26 protein-coding genes are annotated in these 20,989 nt (G+C 41.7%); 16 read left to right on the top strand and 10 right to left on the bottom strand.

Annotation, left to right across the window (positions count from 1 at the left end; genetic code table 11):
* Nucleotides 1-108 precede the first annotated feature (108 nt).
* Nucleotides 109-813, top strand: a complete 705-nt coding sequence (locus AC1DSB_RS03320) for a DNA alkylation repair protein (RefSeq protein ID WP_477530829.1) — start codon at nucleotides 109-111, stop codon at nucleotides 811-813.
* Nucleotides 814-979: 166 nt separating this feature from the next.
* Here AC1DSB_RS03320 and AC1DSB_RS03325 read toward each other — a convergent pair whose 3' ends face one another.
* Nucleotides 980-1,600, bottom strand: a complete 621-nt coding sequence (locus AC1DSB_RS03325) for a hypothetical protein (protein ID WP_477530830.1) — start codon at nucleotides 1,598-1,600, stop codon at nucleotides 980-982.
* Nucleotides 1,601-1,835: 235 nt separating this feature from the next.
* Here AC1DSB_RS03325 and AC1DSB_RS03330 point away from each other — a divergent pair, with 235 nt between their 5' ends.
* Nucleotides 1,836-2,777 carry an L-threonine 3-dehydrogenase gene (locus tag AC1DSB_RS03330; protein ID WP_477530831.1) on the top strand — a complete coding sequence of 314 codons (942 nt, stop codon included), beginning with the start codon at nucleotides 1,836-1,838 and terminating at the stop codon, nucleotides 2,775-2,777.
* A gap of 348 nt (nucleotides 2,778-3,125) precedes the next feature.
* Here AC1DSB_RS03330 and AC1DSB_RS03335 read toward each other — a convergent pair whose 3' ends face one another.
* The 3 genes from AC1DSB_RS03335 to AC1DSB_RS03345 form a co-directional block, all read right to left on the bottom strand.
* Entirely contained in the window at nucleotides 3,126-4,481 is a 1,356-nt protein-coding gene (locus tag AC1DSB_RS03335; protein ID WP_477530832.1) for a YjiH family protein, read from the bottom strand.
* Between the two features lie 184 nt (nucleotides 4,482-4,665).
* Nucleotides 4,666-5,361, bottom strand: a complete 696-nt coding sequence (bshB2, locus tag AC1DSB_RS03340; RefSeq protein ID WP_477585751.1) for a bacillithiol biosynthesis deacetylase BshB2 — start codon at nucleotides 5,359-5,361, stop codon at nucleotides 4,666-4,668.
* Nucleotides 5,362-5,376: 15 nt separating this feature from the next.
* The gene (locus AC1DSB_RS03345) at nucleotides 5,377-5,727 is read right to left on the bottom strand and encodes a YojF family protein (RefSeq protein WP_342542209.1); all 351 of its coding nucleotides are present in this window, start codon (nucleotides 5,725-5,727) and stop codon (nucleotides 5,377-5,379) included.
* A gap of 361 nt (nucleotides 5,728-6,088) precedes the next feature.
* Between AC1DSB_RS03345 and AC1DSB_RS03350 the strand changes: the two genes are divergently transcribed.
* The 6 genes from AC1DSB_RS03350 to AC1DSB_RS03375 all read left to right on the top strand — a co-directional run bounded on the left by AC1DSB_RS03350 (nucleotide 6,089) and on the right by AC1DSB_RS03375 (nucleotide 10,875).
* Nucleotides 6,089-6,976, top strand: a complete 888-nt coding sequence (locus tag AC1DSB_RS03350; RefSeq protein WP_477530833.1) for an ABC transporter permease subunit — start codon at nucleotides 6,089-6,091, stop codon at nucleotides 6,974-6,976.
* Nucleotides 6,973-7,995: an ABC transporter permease gene (locus AC1DSB_RS03355; RefSeq protein ID WP_477530834.1), complete on the top strand. Its 1,023-nt coding sequence runs from the start codon at nucleotides 6,973-6,975 to the stop codon at nucleotides 7,993-7,995. Before AC1DSB_RS03350 ends, AC1DSB_RS03355 begins: the two co-directional genes overlap by 4 nt.
* A gap of 203 nt (nucleotides 7,996-8,198) precedes the next feature.
* Entirely contained in the window at nucleotides 8,199-9,002 is an 804-nt protein-coding gene (locus AC1DSB_RS03360; RefSeq protein ID WP_477530835.1) for an extracellular solute-binding protein, read from the top strand.
* Between the two features lie 38 nt (nucleotides 9,003-9,040).
* Nucleotides 9,041-9,514 carry a COG4315 family predicted lipoprotein gene (locus AC1DSB_RS03365; protein WP_477585753.1) on the top strand — a complete coding sequence of 158 codons (474 nt, stop codon included), beginning with the start codon at nucleotides 9,041-9,043 and terminating at the stop codon, nucleotides 9,512-9,514.
* A gap of 96 nt (nucleotides 9,515-9,610) precedes the next feature.
* Nucleotides 9,611-10,156 (top strand): RNA polymerase sigma factor, encoded by a 546-nt coding sequence (locus AC1DSB_RS03370; RefSeq protein WP_342542206.1) that lies wholly within the window; start codon nucleotides 9,611-9,613, stop codon nucleotides 10,154-10,156.
* Nucleotides 10,157-10,215: 59 nt separating this feature from the next.
* The gene (locus AC1DSB_RS03375; protein WP_477530837.1) at nucleotides 10,216-10,875 is read left to right on the top strand and encodes an anti-sigma factor; all 660 of its coding nucleotides are present in this window, start codon (nucleotides 10,216-10,218) and stop codon (nucleotides 10,873-10,875) included.
* Nucleotides 10,876-11,226: 351 nt separating this feature from the next.
* On the opposite strand, the gene pdxK is transcribed toward AC1DSB_RS03375, so the two are convergent.
* Nucleotides 11,227-12,060 carry a pyridoxine/pyridoxal/pyridoxamine kinase gene (gene pdxK / locus AC1DSB_RS03380; RefSeq protein WP_342542204.1) on the bottom strand — a complete coding sequence of 278 codons (834 nt, stop codon included), beginning with the start codon at nucleotides 12,058-12,060 and terminating at the stop codon, nucleotides 11,227-11,229.
* Between the two features lie 64 nt (nucleotides 12,061-12,124).
* Nucleotides 12,125-12,385, bottom strand: coding sequence for a hypothetical protein (locus AC1DSB_RS03385; protein WP_477530838.1), 261 nt, complete (start codon nucleotides 12,383-12,385; stop codon nucleotides 12,125-12,127).
* Nucleotides 12,386-12,501: 116 nt separating this feature from the next.
* Here AC1DSB_RS03385 and AC1DSB_RS03390 point away from each other — a divergent pair, with 116 nt between their 5' ends.
* The 5 genes from AC1DSB_RS03390 (at nucleotide 12,502) to AC1DSB_RS03410 (ending at nucleotide 15,429) form a co-directional block, all read left to right on the top strand.
* Nucleotides 12,502-13,248 (top strand): DUF4230 domain-containing protein, encoded by a 747-nt coding sequence (locus tag AC1DSB_RS03390; protein WP_477530839.1) that lies wholly within the window; start codon nucleotides 12,502-12,504, stop codon nucleotides 13,246-13,248.
* A 5-nt stretch (nucleotides 13,249-13,253) separates the two neighbouring features.
* Nucleotides 13,254-13,928, top strand: coding sequence for a uracil-DNA glycosylase (locus AC1DSB_RS03395; RefSeq protein ID WP_477530840.1), 675 nt, complete (start codon nucleotides 13,254-13,256; stop codon nucleotides 13,926-13,928).
* A 57-nt stretch (nucleotides 13,929-13,985) separates the two neighbouring features.
* On the top strand, nucleotides 13,986-14,264 hold the full coding sequence (locus tag AC1DSB_RS03400; protein ID WP_477530841.1) for a YwdI family protein: 279 nt from the start codon (nucleotides 13,986-13,988) through the stop codon (nucleotides 14,262-14,264).
* 168 nt (nucleotides 14,265-14,432) lie between these two features.
* Nucleotides 14,433-14,813 carry a DUF423 domain-containing protein gene (locus tag AC1DSB_RS03405; RefSeq protein WP_477530842.1) on the top strand — a complete coding sequence of 127 codons (381 nt, stop codon included), beginning with the start codon at nucleotides 14,433-14,435 and terminating at the stop codon, nucleotides 14,811-14,813.
* Between the two features lie 103 nt (nucleotides 14,814-14,916).
* The gene (locus tag AC1DSB_RS03410; RefSeq protein ID WP_477585755.1) at nucleotides 14,917-15,429 is read left to right on the top strand and encodes a membrane lipoprotein lipid attachment site-containing protein; all 513 of its coding nucleotides are present in this window, start codon (nucleotides 14,917-14,919) and stop codon (nucleotides 15,427-15,429) included.
* A gap of 251 nt (nucleotides 15,430-15,680) precedes the next feature.
* On the opposite strand, the gene gerQ is transcribed toward AC1DSB_RS03410, so the two are convergent.
* From gerQ to hemQ, 3 genes are all read right to left on the bottom strand, one after another.
* Nucleotides 15,681-16,043 carry a spore coat protein GerQ gene (gerQ, locus tag AC1DSB_RS03415; RefSeq protein ID WP_342542199.1) on the bottom strand — a complete coding sequence of 121 codons (363 nt, stop codon included), beginning with the start codon at nucleotides 16,041-16,043 and terminating at the stop codon, nucleotides 15,681-15,683.
* 18 nt (nucleotides 16,044-16,061) lie between these two features.
* Nucleotides 16,062-16,481: a cell wall hydrolase gene (locus AC1DSB_RS03420; RefSeq protein ID WP_342542198.1), complete on the bottom strand. Its 420-nt coding sequence runs from the start codon at nucleotides 16,479-16,481 to the stop codon at nucleotides 16,062-16,064.
* 85 nt (nucleotides 16,482-16,566) lie between these two features.
* Nucleotides 16,567-17,316, bottom strand: coding sequence for a hydrogen peroxide-dependent heme synthase (hemQ, locus tag AC1DSB_RS03425; RefSeq protein WP_477530844.1), 750 nt, complete (start codon nucleotides 17,314-17,316; stop codon nucleotides 16,567-16,569).
* Between the two features lie 558 nt (nucleotides 17,317-17,874).
* On the opposite strand from hemQ, the gene pta reads away from it, so the two are divergent.
* Both pta and lipL read left to right on the top strand, forming a co-directional pair.
* Entirely contained in the window at nucleotides 17,875-18,858 is a 984-nt protein-coding gene (pta, locus tag AC1DSB_RS03430; protein WP_477530845.1) for a phosphate acetyltransferase, read from the top strand.
* A 2-nt stretch (nucleotides 18,859-18,860) separates the two neighbouring features.
* Nucleotides 18,861-19,709, top strand: coding sequence for an octanoyl-[GcvH]:protein N-octanoyltransferase (lipL, locus tag AC1DSB_RS03435; protein ID WP_477530846.1), 849 nt, complete (start codon nucleotides 18,861-18,863; stop codon nucleotides 19,707-19,709).
* Between the two features lie 140 nt (nucleotides 19,710-19,849).
* Here the strand turns inward: lipL and AC1DSB_RS03440 are convergent, their stop codons facing one another.
* Nucleotides 19,850-20,482 (bottom strand): RsfA family transcriptional regulator, encoded by a 633-nt coding sequence (locus AC1DSB_RS03440; RefSeq protein WP_477585757.1) that lies wholly within the window; start codon nucleotides 20,480-20,482, stop codon nucleotides 19,850-19,852.
* 165 nt (nucleotides 20,483-20,647) lie between these two features.
* Here AC1DSB_RS03440 and AC1DSB_RS03445 point away from each other — a divergent pair, with 165 nt between their 5' ends.
* A complete protein-coding gene (locus AC1DSB_RS03445; RefSeq protein WP_016428318.1) occupies nucleotides 20,648-20,872 on the top strand; it encodes a YuzB family protein in 225 nt (74 codons plus the stop codon).
* Nucleotides 20,873-20,989 lie beyond the last annotated feature (117 nt).

The raw sequence follows: 20,989 nt of genomic DNA on the forward strand, positions 1-20,989 counted from the left end.
AATTAAGTAAGACAGATGAACACTCGAATGTGTAAAAGCGTTCGGGTGTTTTTTTATATGAAGTGATGAATTATCTATAGAAAATGACTCGGTGATGGGGGTGGGCTTGTGACATATGAAGAAGTAATGAATTATCTAAAGGAAGTTGGTACGGAGCAAACAAAGAAGACATTTGTCAATCATGGAGCGACTGGTGAACTATACGGAGTCAAGGTAGGAGACATGAAGAAGATCTTGAAGCATGTGAAGAAAGATCAGGAGTTGGCATTGAAGTTATACGACTCAGGAGTTTCGGATGCCATGTACTTGGCGGCCCTTGCTATCGATCCAAAACTGATGACGAAAGATCAATTACAAAATTGGGTGAAGGCAGCCTATTGGTCTATGCTATCTGAGTACTCGGTCGCTTGGGTAGCGTCTGAAAGCCCGTTTGCTATGGAACTGGCTAGAGAGTGGATGCAATCCGACAATGAAATGATTGCTTGTGCAGGGTGGAGCACATATACGAACTACTTGACCTATGCAGGAGCCGGTGAGTTAGACTTTCAGGAAATCTCTCGATTGCTGGAAGTAATAAGAGTAGGCATTCACAAGGCACCGAACCGGGTACGTTACAATATGAATGCTTATGTTATCTCCGTTGGTGGATACGTACCGGAATTACGGGAAGATGCTCAACACGTGGCAACTGAAATCGGCAAAGTACATGTGGATATGGGAGGCACCGCCTGTAAAGTCCCACTTGCTTTCGATTACATCGAAAAAGTTATTGCGCGTGGTGAACCAAAAAAGAAAAAAACAGTGAGATGTTAAGAGTTAGAAAACTAGATGGACCTCGACGTGGTAAGATGCGTCGAGGTTTTTTGTTGAAGGCTGAATGATGGGTTTCAATAGAATTTCTTCGTTTCAACAATCATTTACCTTCTAATTTTCACAAAAAAACCCACGCGAATGAACGTTTCGCGTGGGCAAATCAAAGTTACATATGCTTGTGTGAGTGGACGACAACATATTTTTGTAAACCACGTGACGAGTCAATCGCTTTTTGATGTTCGGTTTTTGCCAAAGCCTCGTTCCCTTCATGATGAGCGATGAATGAGTTCATGACATGGTTCATCCAAGGTTTCTCGAACGATCCTATATAAGGTTTCACTTCTTCTATGTTCCCTCTTTTAGCTGCTATATTAGCTAAATAATAGGTACACAATGACTTTTTCTTGATTTTTTCTGCGCTGATTCGAGCAGCATCATAGTCACCGTGGAATATGTCCAGAATAGTCGTATAGACTTGCTGCATTGAGGGCTGTTTGTACTTAGTTAAGATGGTCTGCAGGCTCTCTTCGACTTCTTGCCGGTTCCCATGGGCCAAAGCAAGAGGAAAGGCAAACACGGGCTTTTTACGGTTTTTTTGCAAAAACTTTTCGATTCTATTCAGATCATTAGACCAGTAAATGGCATGGATTGGCCACAATATAGAGGGGAAAATGATGGTAAAAAAAACAATCAATAAAATTGCCCAAAATGGGAATTGTAGAAAGGACAGCACGAGTGTCACGATAAAAACCAAACTGTATGTAATGGCCAGTGATTTGATGTTCATAATAAAACTTCCTTTTTCCTATTACTATACCAAACGATTGATAAGAACTGAATGGACAAAATGGGGGGGATTGGAAGGGGTCAGCGATAAAACACTTACCAATGATGTGTATTGTACTTTCATGATGAACACACTATAATGAATACTGATTAAAATGTAATCATATCAACGTTGTATTGAAATAATATGTATTCCTGAAAAATACAAGTGTTTATTTGACGAGGAGGAAATTCAATTGAAAAAAATTATGATAACCGGTGCTTTAGGTCAAATTGGATCGGAACTAATTACAAAACTACGTGAAATTTATGGTGCAGAAAATGTTTTGGCAACAGATATCCGCAAAACAGATTCGCCGGTTGTAGAAAACGGGCCGTTTGAATTGCTGGACGTAATGGATGCAGAACGAATGCTCACGCTAGCAAAAGATTTCGGCGCAGATACAATGATGCACATGGCAGCATTGCTATCAGCTACTGCTGAGGCTAAGCCATTACTTGCCTGGAATTTAAATATGGGCGGTTTGGTGAATGCCCTTGAAACATCTCGCGAACTAGGACTTCAATTCTTTACCCCAAGTTCTATCGGTGCATTTGGTCCTTCAACACCTAAGAAAAATACGCCACAAGATACATTGCAACGTCCAACCACCATGTACGGCGTGAACAAAGTGTCAGGTGAATTGCTATGTGATTACTATTTCCAAAAATTCGGGGTAGATACGCGTGGTGTCCGATTCCCTGGGTTGATTTCATATGTTACGCCTCCAGGTGGCGGAACGACAGACTATGCAGTAGATATATATTACAAAGCATTGGCTGAAGGGAAATACACGTCGTACATCGAACAAGGTACATATATGGATATGATGTATATGCCAGATGCACTACAAGCAATCGTCGATTTAATGGAAGCGGATGCATCGAAACTTCAGCATCGCAATGCCTTCAACGTTACGGCTATGAGCTTTGAACCTGAAGAAATTGCAGCATCGATACGCAAGCACATTCCTACGTTTGAATTATCTTATGATGTAGATCCAGTGCGTCAGGAAATTGCCAACAGCTGGCCGGATAGCATTGATGCAACGGCAGCTAAAAATGAATGGGGCTTCAAAGCACAATATGATTTAGACGCAATGACAGCGGACATGCTGGCGAAGTTAGCGGAAAAATAAAACGAATTTAGAATAGCTGATGTTTCCTGTTAAAAGGAAACATCAGCTTTTTCGTGATAAGAAATAGTCGATGGAACCAAACACGATTAGATATTTCTAAACCGAGCATATACTTGTCCATATCGTGCATGGCGGCCTAAAAATAAGATAGAGTACGTAAACGAACTGATTGACCCTTCTCGCTTTGAAGTTGCTTGAAAATCCACTATTGGTATGCCTGACGAGAAGTGGGGAGAAATGGTCGTGGCAATATGTTTGTGATTTCCAATTGGGCCAGACGTTTAGAAAAACGAAAAAAGCTGCCTCCAACTCCGCGATATTGCGGCATTGGAGACAGCTTAATTTAATTTAGAATAATAAATGAGCGACACCTGCGATGATTGGTAATGCAATCACAGTGCGCAACAAGAAAATCACAATCAAATCAAGGAAGTTAACAGGGATTTTTGAACCAAGTAACAATCCGCCGACTTCAGACATGTAGATCAACTGAGTAACCGATGTTGCCGCAATAACGAAGCGGGTCATTTCAGATTCAATCATTTGTCCGCCCAAAATGGCTGGGAGGAACATGTCTGCAAAACCAACGACCATTGTTTGTGCAGCTTCTGCAGCTTCGGGAACACCAAGAACCATTAATAATGGTTCAAACGGTTTGCCTAACCAAACAAATATATCTGTGTAAGTCGCAAGCATCAACGCAATCGTACCAAATGCCATCACGACTGGTGCAACACCCATCCACATATCCAACACGTTTTTTAAGCCGTCGGACATGAATTTAGTGAATGAACGGTTTTTATCTGCCGTTGTCAAAGCGTTTTCTAGCCCATGACTTACAACATTATAGCCCTCAGGCAATGTTTCTGCATGCTCATCGTATGGACGTCCATCTACGTATTCTTCAGGTTTGCGTGATAAAGGGTAAATTCGAGGCATGATGAATGCCAAAACAACTCCAGCACCAAGAACTGTCGCATAAAATGGAAGGAAATAGCTACCCAGTCCAAGCTCTTCAAGAACGACAATCGAGAAAGTAATCGACACCACTGAGAACGTAGTTCCGATGATTGCTGCTTCTTTTTTCGTATAAAAACCATCTTCATACTGCTTACTTGTCAATAAAACACCAATTGTGCCATCGCCAATCCAAGAAGCAAGCGCGTCAATCGAAGAACGGCCAGGCAATTTGAATAGAGGACGCATGACTTTTACCATCATCGTTCCGAAAAACTCCAGCAATCCGAAGTTTAGAAGAAGTGGTAATAGTAATCCGGCAAATAGGAAAATAGTGAACAAGAATGATAGTAAACCAGTAGGTGACAGCAACATTCCACCAGTATCTTCACTTCTTATTGCTTCTGGGCCGATATTCGCAACGACCATGACAGCAAAAATTGCCCCAATGACACGGACGATTGTCCAGAACCAATTCACTTGGAATAGTTTATCGAAAAATGCCTGATCTTCAGGGTTCGAATCTTTTTTAAATTGATATACGAGCGATCCAATCGCTGCCAAAATCATGACAACGGTAACGGTCCAAGGCATGATTGGCTCTACTACTCCAGCGACCATATTTGCCAATATGGCTACAGGAATCTTCCATTCGCCCTCGATTTTGAATGGAATCATGAATAATAATATTCCAATAATTGAGGGTATTAGAAACAATAACCATGTGGAAAGTGAAAACTTCTTCAAAAATGAGTCCTCCTAAGATGTATAATTATTCAACTTCTCTAGTAATGATACTTGCCGAAGCTCAAAAAGTCCACATTTGTATGTATTCCTTATTATTCCACAATTTAAACAGTAAAAATCCTGAAAGACCCATATTATGTGGATCTCCAGGATTTCATTAGGAAATAATCATTTACTTGTAGAGTTAGRATGTTTCTTCAAAATCTTCATGCCAGCGGTAATTATAGAACCGCTCATAGGTAAACCAGTTCTCAGCTTCAGGTTCTCCTTCTGCCAAGCGTTTCTCCATTTCCGCCAACATCCAAGCTGTCTGGGAAATATGCGCACGCATTGCGCCCATCTTTTGATCTCGTACTTCCTGAATATCATGAACGACATCAGGTTCTCCAAGATCATCCTTTGTATTATTTGCAAACGCTACCGCATACAATTTCGGGCGCAGATTCTCATCCATACGGCGAACAGCACGTACGACCGCACGAGCCGTCGCTTCATGATCTGGATGCACTGCGTAGTTCGGATARAACGTAATGATGAGTGATGGGTTCGTTTCTTCAATCAGCTTCGTCATCATTTGAACCATTTTTTCATCATCTTCAAACTCTACAGTCTTATCTCGCAAACCCATCATTCGTAAATCGGTCAAGCCCATCGCTTGTGCGGAAGCAATCAATTCATCTTTACGGATATGTGGTAAAGACTCACGCGTCGCAAAAGGTGGATTTCCTAAATTACGTCCCATCTCGCCTAATGTTAAACAAGCATATGTAACCGGAGTTCCCTGTTTGATATACATGGAGATGGTACCGGAAACGCCAAATGCTTCGTCATCTGGGTGAGGAAATACAACGAGTACGTGTCTTTCTTGTGTTAAAGTCATATGATTTCCTCCTTCTTAATACGTAAATGGCGTTTCGCTGATTTGAAGCGCAACTGCCAATTTTCCTGATTGATCATGTCCAGCCATCAACAAACGACCGTACTCATCCAATTCAAAATGAGTGATCCCCTGTGCATACACCCAGCCATGCGGCAATTTTAAGCCAACACGGTGAGGGCTGTCGCCCGCGACTTTTCCTAATTCATACTTCACGACAATATTACGTATGAATGCCCCTGCATTAAACACAGTCTCGTCAAAATGAGATGCATAAGCACCATTCGTCGTTTCCAAATGAAGATAAACATCTTTATCTGCAAAGGAATTTAACAATTCCTGTAACTTTGCTACATGTACTACGTCCACTTTATTATCCCCCTCTTAACAACAAAAACATCTACATATAAGTATAGTGAATTCTCCTGATTAATGCGATTAGCTTGCTCATGGAAAAGCGGAAAACGCCACTCTAGCCCGACTCCGACGGTGGAAGAAACGAAACGAAAACTTGTTTTCGATTGAATTTCTGAAGCGGAGGTGCGGGCTGGCGTTTGGAGCTAGACAGTAAGAAAAGCGGAAAACGCCACCCTAGCCCGACTCCGACGGTGGAAGAAACGAAGACAATCGTGAAAGAATAAGGCTCGTCTAAAATTTCTTCGTTCCACGAAATAGAAAAATATGGTATTATTAAACTATCTGATTTTTTAGAGAACAGGAGGATGATCATATGAAAGGATTTCTCAAGTGGGTTATTCAGCTCGTAGCTGCATTGGTGAGTATTTTGCTCATAAGTGGAGCACCCGTGCTAATTGCCGGCTTACAGCATGGGGAATTATTATGGAAAGAATACATAGAAACGATTCAATTGCATGCAACATCTCTAATGAATATTAGTGAGTTAAGTGTGGCCCATTACGTTGGGCGTAGCGGAATACAGGAAGTCCCAATATTCCCGCAGCTTCTGGAAAATATCATCTATTCACTTCAGATATTATTTTTGGCACTGGTTGTAGCTGTGGTGTTCGCATTAATCGGCACTTTCATCACGATGCTATTGCGCGAAAAGGCACGCGCACGTGTCAAACTTTTCTTTTATTTCCTGGAATCAATGCCTGACATACTAATCATCGTGCTTGCCCAATTGCTTGTCGTGATTATTTTCCAGAATACAGGGGTACTCGTGTCCAAAATTGCAGTGATTGGTGACGATCGCATATATTGGCTACCGGTTCTATGTCTGATGATTTTACCGATGATTCAATTGTACCGATTGAGCATGCTGACATTCGAAGCAGAAGAGCGGAACATGTATGTTGAACTGGCAAAATCTTTAGGCTTCGGAAAAGCATTCATCTTATTCATGCACATTTTCCGCAATGCCATCATCAGTGTGTTTTTCCAATCGAAAAAAACGATGTGGTTTATGCTATCCAATCTCTTCATTCTCGAACTGATGTTCAATATTCCTGGCGTTATGTTGTACATGTATGAAAACTTGAGCGGCACATTGTTCTTAGTGACAATCATAAGTTTCTTCCTGCCAATTTTCCTTTTGTATAGCCTTGGGGAATGGTACTTTATTCATCGATTAAAAAGAGGAGGTGTTGTTGGATGAAATCCGTTTGGAGACAACCTTTATTTCTCATTGGATTCAGCATCATCGCTTTCTTTATAGTCGGCAGTTTTGTGTTTGAATGGATTTTCGGAAGTGTTCCAAAGCAAACGTTTTTCATTGAAGAAAATGGTCGTGCAGTGGAAGGACCACCAATTTCACCAAAATGGATGCATCCGCTCGGAACGGACCAATTTGGCTACGATATGTTGGCAAAAATCATGATTGGTGCCAAATACACGATTATTGCAGCCATGGCAGTGGCATTTTTGCGAATGTTGATTGCCATTCCATTAGGCTTTGCACTTGGGACTTATTTGCAACGTCAGCGCTCATGGATTAATGGATTAATTGATCCGATTCATTATGTACCCATGACCATATTTGCCGTGCTATTGTTGTCACCAGTTCTTTGGATGCCGCCAGAAGGATTCTCGACGACCATTACAGAAAGGTTAGTCATTCAGGTCGTCATTATGGCTTTCATGACGGTTCCGATTGTGGCAGCATTGGTAGGCAATGAAGCCAACCTACTGTACCACCAGGAATATATATTGGCGGCACGTACACTGGGAGCCAGTCGCAGACGTCTGATCATCCGTCACTTATTCCCCCAAATGCGTGAAAAATTGTTGGTTCTTTACGGACAACAAGTGGTGGAATCGCTGATCGTCTTTGCCCATTTAGGGATGCTTCAATTGTTTTTAGGTGGAACAGACGTTGATTATGACGCCATGTTCGGCGATCCTCCTAGATCCATTTCATACGAATGGGCAGGGCTTTTCGGTAACTCTTTCCGCTACCTGCAAGGCGCTCCTTGGTTGCCCCTGGGTCCAGCCATCAGCTTTGCTCTCGTTATTTTGGCAATCGCAGCCATGATTGAAGGCTATACTCGGGCAACGAACGGTCAAGTCAAATTGCCGAAACGCAAGCGAATGGCCTTTGTTTCAGACGAAACCATCGAGTGGAACCAACAACAGCTCAAAGAAAAAATGAATTTTCTTCAAAAAACCGCTAAATGATAATAATGAACACCACAACGTTTGCTGGAATCCAAGCAGTCGTTGTGGTGTTTTTGGTTTCAAACAGGAGCGATGAGGAATAGGGATAATGATTTAAATGAAACTTTCTAACTATTTTGCAATTATAATCAAACCGTTTACGAACTCCCTTYGTTTCCTTTGATAGTACCGTTAAAAAATATATATAAAATGGAGGGAGAATCATGAAGAAGACCGTATTTCTATCAGCTTTACTGCTCTTTGTCATTACGGCTACCGGATTGTCAGCCTATGCAAATATGGACCGTAAGCCGACGTCCCAGGCGACACCAAATTCCAGCCAAAGTGATCATGTCATCCGGGTGTACGGACCAGGCGGACCACTTGGACCGATCAAGGAAGCTGCTGAACATTTTTCAGCTGAAACGGGAATCAAGGTGGAAGTAACAGCTGGACCAGAAGGCAAGTGGATCAGCCAGGCAAAGGAAGATGCAGATATTATTTTCGGTGGCTCCGAATATATGCTGCAGGACTTCATCTTTAACCACCCCGAAATGATCGACACTACATCACGTACGGAGCTTTACCCGCGTGCTGCAGGAATATTGGTGAGGAAAGGAAATCCTAAGAAGATTGAAAGCCTGGAGGATTTAACGAAAAATGGAGTAAAAATAATTGATGTGAATGGGGCTGGCCAGCTTGGACTTTGGGAAGATATGGCAGGCAGAAAAGGGCTAATCGAAGGCATTTCCCAAAATATTAACCTTTCTGTAAAGTCGAGTGCCGAAGCCATTGAACGATGGAAATCGAATTCCAGTCTTGACGCATGGATTACCTATGAATCGTGGCATTACCGGCTCCTGGATGTGACCGACCTGATCGAACTGCCCGAAGAAGAAAAGCTCTATCGTGGAACGCCGATCGTCCTGACGAAAATCACCGATCAGAAAAAAGAGGCACAGCAATTTATTGATTATTTAAAAACGGAAGAATCTCACCAAATCTTTCAAAAATGGGGCTGGAAGTAAGGGGAAGCCTTAAATCTAAAAAACTTGGAGGAACAAACATGAAAAAAGGAATTTTTACGCTCACGATACTTTCGATTATTTTTGCTTTGGCTGCCTGTGGAAATAGCACTGAGGAAAAAAAAGAGACGGATCAACCCGATCAAGCCCAAACGGAACATGCCCCGGACGACAGCCTTCAGCTTTTGGAGAATGAGAAAGCTGGAGAGTACCTGGCGGATCCACAGGGAATGGCCCTGTATTACTTTAAAAAGGACCAAGCAGGAAAAAGCAATTGCAGCGGAGACTGCCTAGCAAACTGGCCGTCATTTACCCAAGAGGATTTCGCCGTACCGGAAGGTTTTGACAAAAAGGATTTCGATACAATCACAAGAGAAGACAACGGGGAGAAGCAGGTCACGTACAAAGGCTTTCCTCTCTATTATTTTGCAAAAGACCAGCAAGAAGGGGATGTAAACGGACAAGGAGTAAAAGATGTATGGTTTGTCGTAAACAGCGAAACAGAATTTGAATAAGCCTGTCCAGGGAACGATCAGTCGCGGTCGTTCCCATCCTTATTTTTAAAATAGTATAATGGCAATATATTTTTTTCCAATAGCAGGGAGTGCCACATGAAAGAAAATTACGATGCGGAATTAATGAGATTGGTAAACGAAAAACACGGTCACGCATTAGAGGAGCTTTATGATCGATATATAAAGCTTGTTTACGGCTTTGTTATGAAGTTTTGTAATGGGAATGAGGAAAAAACGAAAGAGATTATTCAGGTGGTCTTTTTGAGGCTATGGACAACAAACAGCCATTACGATCCCGCTCAAGGCAACTTTGTAAATTGGCTCCTCACGATTACTCGCAATATTTGCATTGACTACCACCGCAAAGAGAAGAGACATACGCAACACTATCAAGAGGAACATGAAGAGATCGCCGACCTTGCCAATGCAATCGAGCAACGAGTAAATACGAATAATATTGAGATGGCGAAAAACAAATTACCGACAGCGCAAAGAAAATTAATCGATTTGCTATATTGGAAAGGGTATTCTCTTTCAGAGATCGCCAAGCTGGAACAAGAGCCGCTCGGCACGATTAAAAGTAGGTTGCACCAAGCTCTTAAAGGTTTGAGGAAGCATCTGGAATTGGAGGATATAAAATGAGAAGGGATTGTGAACATTTAATTCCATATATAGCAAATGAGCTCAAGGAGAGCGAATGTATGTCCTTTGTTGAACATTTAAAGAACTGTACAGAGTGTAAGAAAGAATATCAGGAATTGTCCCAGGCCTGGCAGGCTATGCCGTTTGATTATACCGAAATCGAGGTGCCTGAATCGCTAAAAGGCGAGGTAATGGGGTTTGTTTTTGATCATAAAACGAAAAGCGGTACGGAAACATTCATGGCTAAGATGAGCAAGCTCGTCATGATGCTCAAAAGCCATTTCACCCCAGTTTCAACCAGTATCGTGGCCGTATTGTTGCTCGCGATTATTGGCCTTGGAATAGCGAATGTACAGGGAAAAAATCACCATGCCGAAAATATACCCATTGAGATTTTAATGGGCATTCCCTTAAACGCAGCCAATCAAAGTCACCCGGGAACAAACGGCATCGCATATATTGTTCAGCAGGGATCAGAGAAAAATTTGGTGGTGCAGGTTCACGAATTACCCGACGTCGAAGGTTCACAGGTTTACCAGGTTTGGTTGCTTAAAAACGGCACGAGGGAAAATAGCGGCATATTCAAGCCGGACGAAAACGGATCCGGAATACTGACCTACCAGCTCGCAGAAGGGCAGACTTTTGATCAAATCGGCATCACCGTCGAACCGGACGCCAACAGCAGCCAGCCAAGGGGAGAAAAAATAGCCGGGTCATAGATGGTAACAGAAAAGGACAGATACATTTTAAATATCTGGCCAACCTTATATTACGAACAGGTGCTAATGTTCAAGAAACTTACCCAAAAATGATCAAACTTTTTTATGAAAATTCCATCTGTAATCTAAACTGTAGAATCCATTTTGATCGATCTTTTTTCAAAATGGATTCTTTGAATTTGCCGCAATAAAGCAAGTTCATGCGTTATTTTTCATCAAACTTTATTCTAAAGACACAGGTTTCACTTCTACAAGTAACCTATTCCAACTAAACCTGCGATTTTTCCAACTAACCACAAAAACTCCATAAAAAAGCCACTCTATCTAAAGAAAGAGTGGCTAGATTGATACTTAAATTTCTGAAGTTGTAACTTCTGGTGCGCCGAAACGGTTTTTAGCTCCGTGCATAACCGGACCAACGTATTCGTTTAATTTCCAGCCGTTAGCGATTGCAGCAGATACGAATTTCTTTGCTTCCAAAACAGCTTCATTTACTGGAAGACCGTTTGCTAAGTTTGCTGTCACTGCAGCTGCGAATGTACAACCAGCTCCGTGATTATAAGACGTGTCCGTTTTTTCTGATTCAAGTAGAGTAAATGTTGAACCATCAAAGAATAAATCAACGGCTTTTTCATGCTTCAACTGCTTGCCGCCTTTGATAACTACATTTGTAGCGCCTGCTTCATGAATCTTTTCAGCAGCACGTTTCATATCGTCAATTGTTGTTAATGTTCCAAGACCTGAAAGTTGTCCAGCTTCAAACAAGTTAGGAGTGACAACCAATGCACGAGGCAATAATGATGCGACCATTGCTTCCACATTTTCAGGGAAAAGGGCTTCGTCTTCACCTTTACACACAAGAACCGGGTCAATAACTACTTTTTCTAAACCAGAGCGATCGATTGCTTCTGCTGCTGTTTTAATAATGTCAACAGTTGGCAGCATCCCTGTTTTGATGGCATCAACGCCAGTAGAAAGAGCTGTTTTCAACTGTGCTTGTAATGTTTCAACAGGAATCGGATGAATTCCGTGGCTCCAGCCTTTATCAGGATCCATTGTCACGATAACTGTCAGGGCATTCATGCCGTAAGTACCGTGCTCTTGGAATGTTTTTAAATCTGCTTGTATGCCTGCACCACCAGAAGTATCAGAACCAGCGATGGTTAATGTTTTTTTCAAAGACATGAATGGATTCCTCTTTTCAATAAGTTTCTGTGTTCTATCGTACCAAAAACTCACAATAATTCAATTATTGGAGCTTATCCGCCCGCAGTAGTTGGATGGAAATAAAGGTTAATCCAATCGTGAAAATCAGCGAAAATCCTCCGGCAATCCAGTAATTCTGTGAAAGGAGTCCGAAACTAATAAAAGCAAATAACAATACAACAAGCAACATCCCGATAGTAAAGCAACCAAATCCAAGTGATTTTGCACGTTCGGGCACTTGGCTTTTTTCTTTTGTCGAACGTTCTACGTTTCGCATTTTCTCTCGCCACTGGTAATCCGCCATTTCACATCACCTCTAAAAATATCCTATCATTCGCCTCGAGGTTGTACAATTTGAAACTTTCCATTATCGTAAACGTACTAGAATCATTGACTAATATAGTAGAAACGGGGAGAACGATGTCAAAAGATCAGCGAATTAAGGATATTGAACGATTGCTTGAAGAATTAAAAGCTCAGGACGAAACAGCCGTTACGCTGGAAAGTGTTCAGCCACGTTCATCGGGATTTGGGCAATCCGGCACRCTTTTCAAGTCCATATGGAAACGAAAAATGCTATGGTTTATTACAGTTATGATTGTACTGATTATTGCAGCTCCAGTTATAACTTTTTGGATGATTAAAGGCAGTACGTTCACGGAAAATAAAGGGGCTTTTTTGGAGCAAATTCAATCGATAAATGAACTCGCAACAGCAGAGGCTTACACGAAAGCTATAATTAAAAGACAGGACAATAAGATTTTTGGACAAGAAATCGGCCTCGAACTGCCAGGGACAAAACGTCAGTTATTGGTCGTTATTCCTGGTTCAGTGAAAGCGGGCATTGATTTCTCAAAAGTCGAAGCGGAAGATATTGTACTGGATGAAGAAGCAAAAACTGCCACGCTAACTTTGCCAAAAGCAGAATTTTTAGGTGGACCTGAAATTTTATTCGATCAAGTCAAAGTGTTTTCATCTGAAGGTTTGTTCCGAGAGAAAGCCGATATTACCGAAGGTTACGAACTGGCAACTGAAGCGAAAAAACTGATGATGAATGAGACGACGGAACAAGGAGTGTTGCAACTGGCTGAAGAAAATGCTGCACAGTCGGTTTCTAAAATGTTTTCGTTGGTGGGGTATGATGTAACCGTTGAATTTGAGGAGTGAGTATCTTGGAAAAAGAGATATTTGATAACGACTGGCAACAAGTACTTGAACATGAATTCGACCAACCGTACTACTTGAAATTACGGGAGTTTTTGAAAGAGCAATATGCACATGAAACCGTTTATCCACCATTGGATGAAATGTGGAACGCTTTTAAAGAAACTTCTTTTACCGATGTTAAAGTGGTGATTGTCGGGCAAGATCCTTATCATGGTCCGGGACAAGCCCACGGCATGAGCTTTTCTGTCAAACCAGGGATCAAGCATCCACCGAGTTTACGAAATATGTTAAAAGAACTTCATGAAGACCTTGGATGCGAGATTCCGCCAGATGGCATGTTGACGAAATGGGCAAGGCAAGGCGTTTTCATGTTAAACACGGTTCTCACCGTGCGAGCAGGTGCTGCACATTCACATAAAGGACAAGGGTGGGAACTCTTTACGGATGAAGTTATTCGCAAACTTTCTTTGAGAGAAAAGCCTGTTGTATTCGTGTTATGGGGAAGACCTGCGCAATTGAAACGAAAGCTAATTGATACGTCCAAGCATGCAATTATTGAATCCGTTCACCCAAGCCCCCTCAGTGCCCATAGAGGATTTTTCGGTAGTAAACCCTATTCCAAAATAAATGAACAACTATCACAATGGGGATTAGACCCGATAGACTTTTGTTTGAAGTAGATTTCATGGTAAAGTGTAGTCTGACAAGAACAATCAGTAAAAGGAGAGTGACCGAACGTGATTCCATTAAGTCGAGTTGTCACCGAAATCGAGAAACATGTCGCAGTGGCAAAAGGTAGAGGTGACGAGCAAAGCATCCGTGAATCCTTGGTCGCGATTCGAGCTTTATGTAATGTTGCATTAAGTGAACAGCCTGAAGTCAAACCACAAGTCATGCCGATTCAATATGCACAACCAGTGCACACGGTACAATCTACTTCATCGGTACCTTCGATTTCAGCTGGCGAACGCATGAAGGAAGACGACGCGAACGGTGATTCTTTATTTGATTTTTAACTGAATAAGAATTTTATAAAGAGTACAAAAAGAGTCGGGGAGATCAACGGATCTGTGGGCAGCGGAACGTATATTTTATACGTGAGCAGCTGAGCCGCAAGCATTGAAGAGATCCGACAGCTATTAATTACGGACATTTAAACAACACATATGAAAGAAGGAATAATTATGCCATTTTTTATCATCGCAGGTGCCATAAATGCATTTTTGGCCGTTGCTTTTGGAGCTTTCGGTGCACATGCACTGAAAGAAAAACTATCTGAAAAGTACTTAGCAATTTGGGAAACAGCAGTCCAATACCAGATGTATCATGCGATTGGACTAATCATTATCGGGATTTTGATGAGCACGAATATCATTGGGAATGTGCCACAGCTTAGCTGGGCAGGCTATTTAATGTTAGCCGGCATCGTGCTTTTCTCTGGCTCACTTTATGTATTGAGTCTAAGTGGCATAGGCATTTTGGGTGCCATCACACCAATCGGAGGCGTAGCATTTCTTGCAGCCTGGGTACTCGTGATTGTCTCTGCAGTCAAACATATGAATTGAAATTTTGCGTCCTTCCAAGTGAAGGGCGTTTTTTTATTGGATAAAAATTGTAACGAAAATACCGACGAAATGGTCTAATGTTTTAGRGATAGGGGGAATAGCTTTGAAAAAAACCATTATATTTATCACTTTAATTGTACTCCTTAGTGCATGCAGTCAAGCCAGCATTCAGGAACCGACGTTCGAAGATTTGAAAAAACATGTACATATTGTAAAAAGCGCTACCGATAAAGGTCTGTTCGTAAACCATACAACTTATCAATATAAAGAAAATGTGAAATTAAGAACCAAACAAGGAGATAAAATTGAACCATCTGATATTCAAGCAGGGAGCTTAATTGAATATGAGGATACAGGGGTGGTATTGGAGTCCTATCCGAGTCAGGGGACAATCAAGTCAGTTACTTTATATGACGATCAGCTCAGTAGGAAAATCGAAAAGGGAATTGCCCATTTCTTAACTGAAGATGCCATTAACGCAACGATCGGTTACAAACTTGTAGCACTTCAGAATGATTTGCTCATCATTGAGTTTACGGRTTACAATGATACTGAAAAAGCCTATACGGCAACGATTGATTTGGAAACGTTCGAATATGAAGTGACTCCACTTTAAGGATAGAAAGATTCATCATTCGTTCAAAAAACGAATCTTTCTAACCCCCCCATATACGTGTGGAAGAACCAGAAAAATACAGAATCAAATTCGAAGAACAAATGGAGAAGTGGTCGCCTGATAAACATAATCCGTGAACATCAAAATGCCCTTTCACAAAACAAAGTGGAAGGGCATTTTTTATAAGCAAATGAATATTTGAAAAATAAGTTCCAAGTTAGAGACCTAGTTCCACTTTCTTTCATTGAAGATTAAAAGTAATTGATTTCTTCATCAAACGTTACGTAATCCAAATAAATCAATGGAATTAAATAACGTTTTCCTGTCCCTGGCTCACTGACAATTAAATGATCACGGCCTGCTGCTTCGATGATGCCTTTCACAACTTTGGCATTCCATTCACGATTGTTTTCGAATGTTAAATAGACAGTCGCAAGTTTGCCTTTGTTTAAACGTAAAATGTTTTCGATGTAGGATTCTTCACCAGCTGGTGGAGAAGTTGGGCGTCCTCCTGCGGGTAATGTAGAAGGTTGCATTTGTTGTTGAGGCATCATTTGTTGTTGCGGTTGTTGCATTTGTTGAGCATAAGCAGGATTCCAATAATATTGTACCAAGAAATCATCCTTTCCATTTTAAAGATTTGGGCAATCGGAGGGGCTAGGCGAAAAGAAGCAATGAGATTTATAACGACCTGTGTTCGCTTGGTTATACCATGTGGGAGGACATCCCCCCGGTGGTTCGAAAAACCATAAAGAACGTGTAGCAGGGTGGAAACGTTCACCAGCAATCACACGACGGGCAAGTGCCTTGTCTTGTTCACGGGCACGTTGGTAGAAATAAGATTTAGTCGTCGCTTCAAATCCACCTGGACTCTGAAAAACCATTTGCTGCACGTTGCGAATATCATTGAAATCAAGACAAGTCGCAAGCACTCGATTCACACCGACGTTACCGACCATAAGCATTCCTTCCTTGCCTTCACCCTCTGCCTCTGCACGCATTAAACGGGCAAGAGTTTCAATATCTTTTTCAGTTGCCTGGATTACCGCCACAGCACAACCTCCTCGCAACTTATTATACGTAGCACTTGGGAATTTAGAACAAAAAAGGCTACGCATTTTTGCGTAGCCCTGTGTTTTATACAGTTAAAAATTCAGTAGTTTTGTCTGCATCTAGCAATGTTCCAACGAAGAATGAGCCAAACTCACCAAAACGTGCACTTACTTCGTCAAAACGCATTTCGTAAATTAATTTTTTGAATTGAAGGACGTCATCTGAGAACAACGTAACACCCCATTCAAAGTCGTCAAATCCGATAGAACCACTGATGATTTGTTTCACTTTTCCAGCGTATCCACGGCCAATCATGCCATGGCTGCGCATCATCGATTTACGGTCTTCCATCGATAGCATATACCAGTTGTCATTGCCTTCACGACGCTTGTCCATTGGGTAGAAACAAACATATTGAGAACGTGGAAGCTCTGGATATAGGCGACTACGAACATGCGGATTTTGATAAGGATCTTCATTGGATTCGCCTGCCAAGTAGTTTGAAAGCTCCACAACAGAAACGTATGAATATGAAGGAACCGTGTATTCAGCAATCGTTAATTTATTGAACTTCGCTTCAATTTGTTGAAGCTCATCCATCGTTTCGCGTAATGTCATCAGCATAAAATCTGCTTTTTGACCAATAACTGTGTAGAAAGCATGACTGCCAGTTTTCGCTTCATGTGCAACATTTAATTCTTCTAAAAATCCTAAAAACTCATTAACAGCTGCTGTACGATCCTCAGCTGATAATTGTTTCCAAGATGTCCAATCCATCGTGCGAAAATCATGTAATGCGTACCAACCATCTAAAGTTTGCGCTGCTTCATTCATGTATGGGACACTCCTTCATCTAATTAAATATTCAAGTTAAGTTTAGCATAAAGCCTTTAAGAAACCTATATTCTCACCATTCATACATGATGAGATATGACAAATTCGTGTTATTATGAAGGGAAAAGCGGAAAGCGCCAATCTAGCCTGACTCCGGCGCTGGAAGGCTCGATGCGAAAGCCCGCTTTCGCAAGAGAGACTGAAGCTTAGGTGCAGGCTGGCGCTTGTAGCTAGACATATAGAAAAGCGGAGCAGGGTGTGAAAGACCTACACCGGCGCTGGAGAGAAGATTCTCTTTGCGACGAGTAACCACAGGAGCAAGATTTTCTTTGCGACGAGTAACCGCAGGAGCAAGCGATTCGAATGCCTGCATTCGCATGAGAAATGGAAGGAAGGCTAAAATCCCGACATCGTGTCGGAACGCCTTCATGCCCCACATCCTGTGGGCCTAAGCTTAGGTGAGGTCTACCCTGCGTAGCTAGACACCAACATAAGCGAAGAAACACAATTAACTTAACTAAAAAAACAACCTTTACATACCGAAAGGACGGATGCCGTGTGACGAATTTATTTGATGAAATCAAAAAAAACATTACCGATAAGCAGTTAAGAATTGTTTTACCTGAAGGAACGGACGAGCGTATACTTCAAGCCGCAATTAAATTGCATAACGAAGGAATTGTGACGCCCATTTTAGTGGGTTCACATGATTTGGTGAAAGTAGCAGCGACGCAAGCTGGGATTGATTTGACGGGAATCGAAGTAATCGATCCAGTTCATTTCGAAAAGCTTGATGAACTCATTGAGAAATTCGTGGAACGCCGTAATGGTAAATCTTCGCCAGAACAAGCGCGCATTCAACTGAAAGACGTCAATTCATTTGGCACAATGCTTGTTTACACAGGTTATGCCCATGGCTTGGTAAGCGGTGCAGCGCATACGACAGCTGAAACAGTACGCCCTGCATTGCAAATTATCAAAACAAAACCTGGCGTGTCCAAAACAAGTGGGGCATTTATTATGGTGCGTGGGGACGAGCGTTATATATTTGCCGACTGTGCCATTACAATTGCACCGACAAGTGAAGACTTAGCTGAAATCGCTGTGGAAAGTGCCAAAACGGCGAAAGCGTTCGGAATCGAGCCGAAAGTAGCGATGCTGTCCTTCTCGACAAAAGGGTCTGCCGTTTCACCAGAAACCCAAAAAGTAGTCGAAGCCACGAAGCTCGCGCAAGAAAAAGCACCTTCAGTCATTATTGATGGAGAATTTCAATTTGACGCAGCATTTGTACCTGCAGTGGCGAAGAAGAAAGCACCCGGTTCAAGTATTCAAGGTGATGCGAATGTTTTTGTTTTCCCTTCACTTGAAGCAGGGAATATTGGCTACAAACTAACGGAAAGACTTGGCGGATTTGAAGCGATTGGTCCTATATTACAAGGATTGAATATGCCCGTGAATGACTTATCTCGCGGCTGTTCGTCTGATGATGTGTATAAATTAGTATTAATGACCGCAGCTCAAAGCGTTATGGCAGGGGAATAAAGATGTCTGGGTTTAATGACTTATTTGTAAATAAAGAATGGCGATTTTGGGATCAGTCCATGAGCGGCAGATCGAAATCCGCTCTTGAATCGTTTGCAGCGGACGATATGTTGTGTGAACGAGTTGGAAAAGGCGAATCCCTTCCGACCATCCGAACGTGGGTACACGAAAATACAGTAGTTCTCGGGATTCAAGATCACCGCCTACCTCATATCGGAGATGGGCGTGATGTATTGCAGGAACATGGTTTTCAATCCATCGTCCGAAACTCGGGTGGACTTGCCGTTGTGTTAGACAGTGGGGTTCTGAATATCTCGATCGTTGTTTCTGAAAAGAATAATGCAATAGATATCAATGCGGGATATGATATCATGCTCGAATTCGTTCGCCATCTGTTTCCGCAAATAGCTGATTCGATAGAGGCATATGAAATTGTAGGTTCATACTGTCCAGGTTCTTATGATTTGAGTGTAGGGGGCAAGAAATTCGCTGGCATTTCACAAAGACGATTACGTCATGGCATAGCGGTTCAAATTTATTTATGTATTGAAGGGAGCGGAGCAGAGCGTGCAACTTTGATTCGTGACTTTTACGAAGCAGGATTGAAAGGTGAACAAACTAAATTTGTTTATCCGATGATTGTGCCAGAAGTTATGGCTTCGGTCAGCGAAATCATCGGAGAAACTGTAACCGTTCAAGATACCGTCATTCATGCGCAACGATTAATGAACCATTTGATGCGAAATGTTCACATGCAATCACTGCAGTCAGAAGAAACGGATTTATATATGTACTACTTAACCCGAGTCGTTGAACGCAATCAAAAAATGTTGGCTAAAATAGAGGCATAAGCCTACTAGATATATATGAACGTCCATGACTATTCGCTGTAGTAGTTTTTTTGATGTACTGACTGAAAATAGGAAACGATAGAGTCAACAAAACCGTGAATAGACAATCGATAGAACACTACAAAACAGAAAACCACCAATCAGTTGATTGGTGGTTCTTTCGCTACTAGATTACCATTACGTTCCATTTGGAATACAGGTGAGATGTTTTCAGCATCATCATTCAAAGTCACTAAACGGCGAGCCCGGTTCATGATGTGAACAAACTGTTCGTAATCTTCGCGAATCGTCGAGTTCTCATTTTCCAATCTCGCGATATCACGTTCTAATTGCTTGATTTTTTCTTGAGAATGAGATAGTAATGCGCGCCAGCGATGAGATTCGCCTTCGCCAGTACCATTTTGTTGCAGACGTAACAAGTAGGCGATGACCACGTCAAGTGATAGAGACGATAACGGAATTTGAACGCGTTCCTGTGGTTGTTCTTCGCTGCCTACGAGAAACAGAGATTGCCCTCTGCGACGGTATTCTTTCCCAAGCACACGCATTTTTTGCTTGCGGTCTTTTTTTGCTTCACGCAAGTCTTTCTCGTATTCTCTTCTTACAACTGCATTCCAACGAAATCCGCAAGCCGCTGCTGTTCGATTCAAGGCATCTCCTGCTTCTTCAAATGCATTTAATTGCGTACTCCCTTCGCGAACGTGTCGCAGCACGGTTTCTGCCAATAATTCATCATTTTCATCTAACCAAGCATCTTGTCTAATTTTTACCATAAATGTCCCTCCTGAATTGTTAATAGTTTTGCTGTTCTACTTCAAGCTTGTACAAGATTCGCAGGTTTTATTCATTCAACATTTAGATTCACTTGAATCAGTATGGAAAAATAAGATACAATGACCTGTAGACTTTTACTCTCAAAAAGAAAGGGTTGTTGGCAAATGGCAAACGAATTCAGAGTTTGCGATGATTGTCAGGCCGTAAATTTAAAAACATTAATTCCTAAGTTAAAAGAAATCGATCCTAACGCATCGATTGATATTGCGTGTCAGTCTTACTGCGGTCCAGGACGTAAAAAAACATTCGCGTTTGTAAACAACCGACCTGTAGCAGCGCTTTCTGAAGACGAATTAATGGATAAGGTACGCGCCAAGCTAAAGGCATAATCTCGCTACTTCGATTAAAAGTTTAAAAATAGCTATTCATACTTTCGCCGCCTTCCCTGAAGGAGGCTTTTTCTTTATAATAAAAGGTAAATATAAGAGAAGAAATTAATATAAAAG

This window comes from Paenisporosarcina sp. P4_E4_2 (genome assembly GCF_056401595.1).

Excerpts from the sequence above, each read along its gene's own strand:
- AC1DSB_RS03325 (WP_477530830.1), bottom strand. The coding sequence starts at position 1,600 with ATGAACATCAAATCACTGGCCATTACATACAGTTTGGTTTTTATCGTG.
- AC1DSB_RS03350 (WP_477530833.1), top strand. The coding sequence starts at position 6,089 with ATGAAAGGATTTCTCAAGTGGGTTATTCAGCTCGTAGCTGCATTGGTG.
- AC1DSB_RS03355 (WP_477530834.1), top strand. The coding sequence starts at position 6,973 with ATGAAATCCGTTTGGAGACAACCTTTATTTCTCATTGGATTCAGCATC.
- AC1DSB_RS03360 (WP_477530835.1), top strand. The coding sequence starts at position 8,199 with ATGAAGAAGACCGTATTTCTATCAGCTTTACTGCTCTTTGTCATTACG.
- AC1DSB_RS03365 (WP_477585753.1), top strand. The coding sequence starts at position 9,041 with ATGAAAAAAGGAATTTTTACGCTCACGATACTTTCGATTATTTTTGCT.
- AC1DSB_RS03370 (WP_342542206.1), top strand. The coding sequence starts at position 9,611 with ATGAAAGAAAATTACGATGCGGAATTAATGAGATTGGTAAACGAAAAA.
- AC1DSB_RS03375 (WP_477530837.1), top strand. The coding sequence starts at position 10,216 with ATGTCCTTTGTTGAACATTTAAAGAACTGTACAGAGTGTAAGAAAGAA.
- pdxK (WP_342542204.1), bottom strand. The coding sequence starts at position 12,060 with ATGTCTTTGAAAAAAACATTAACCATCGCTGGTTCTGATACTTCTGGT.
- AC1DSB_RS03385 (WP_477530838.1), bottom strand. The coding sequence starts at position 12,385 with ATGGCGGATTACCAGTGGCGAGAGAAAATGCGAAACGTAGAACGTTCG.
- AC1DSB_RS03405 (WP_477530842.1), top strand. The coding sequence starts at position 14,433 with ATGCCATTTTTTATCATCGCAGGTGCCATAAATGCATTTTTGGCCGTT.
- hemQ (WP_477530844.1), bottom strand. The coding sequence starts at position 17,316 with ATGAATGAAGCAGCGCAAACTTTAGATGGTTGGTACGCATTACATGAT.
- lipL (WP_477530846.1), top strand. The coding sequence starts at position 18,861 with ATGTCTGGGTTTAATGACTTATTTGTAAATAAAGAATGGCGATTTTGG.
- AC1DSB_RS03440 (WP_477585757.1), bottom strand. The coding sequence starts at position 20,482 with ATGGTAAAAATTAGACAAGATGCTTGGTTAGATGAAAATGATGAATTA.
- AC1DSB_RS03445 (WP_016428318.1), top strand. The coding sequence starts at position 20,648 with ATGGCAAACGAATTCAGAGTTTGCGATGATTGTCAGGCCGTAAATTTA.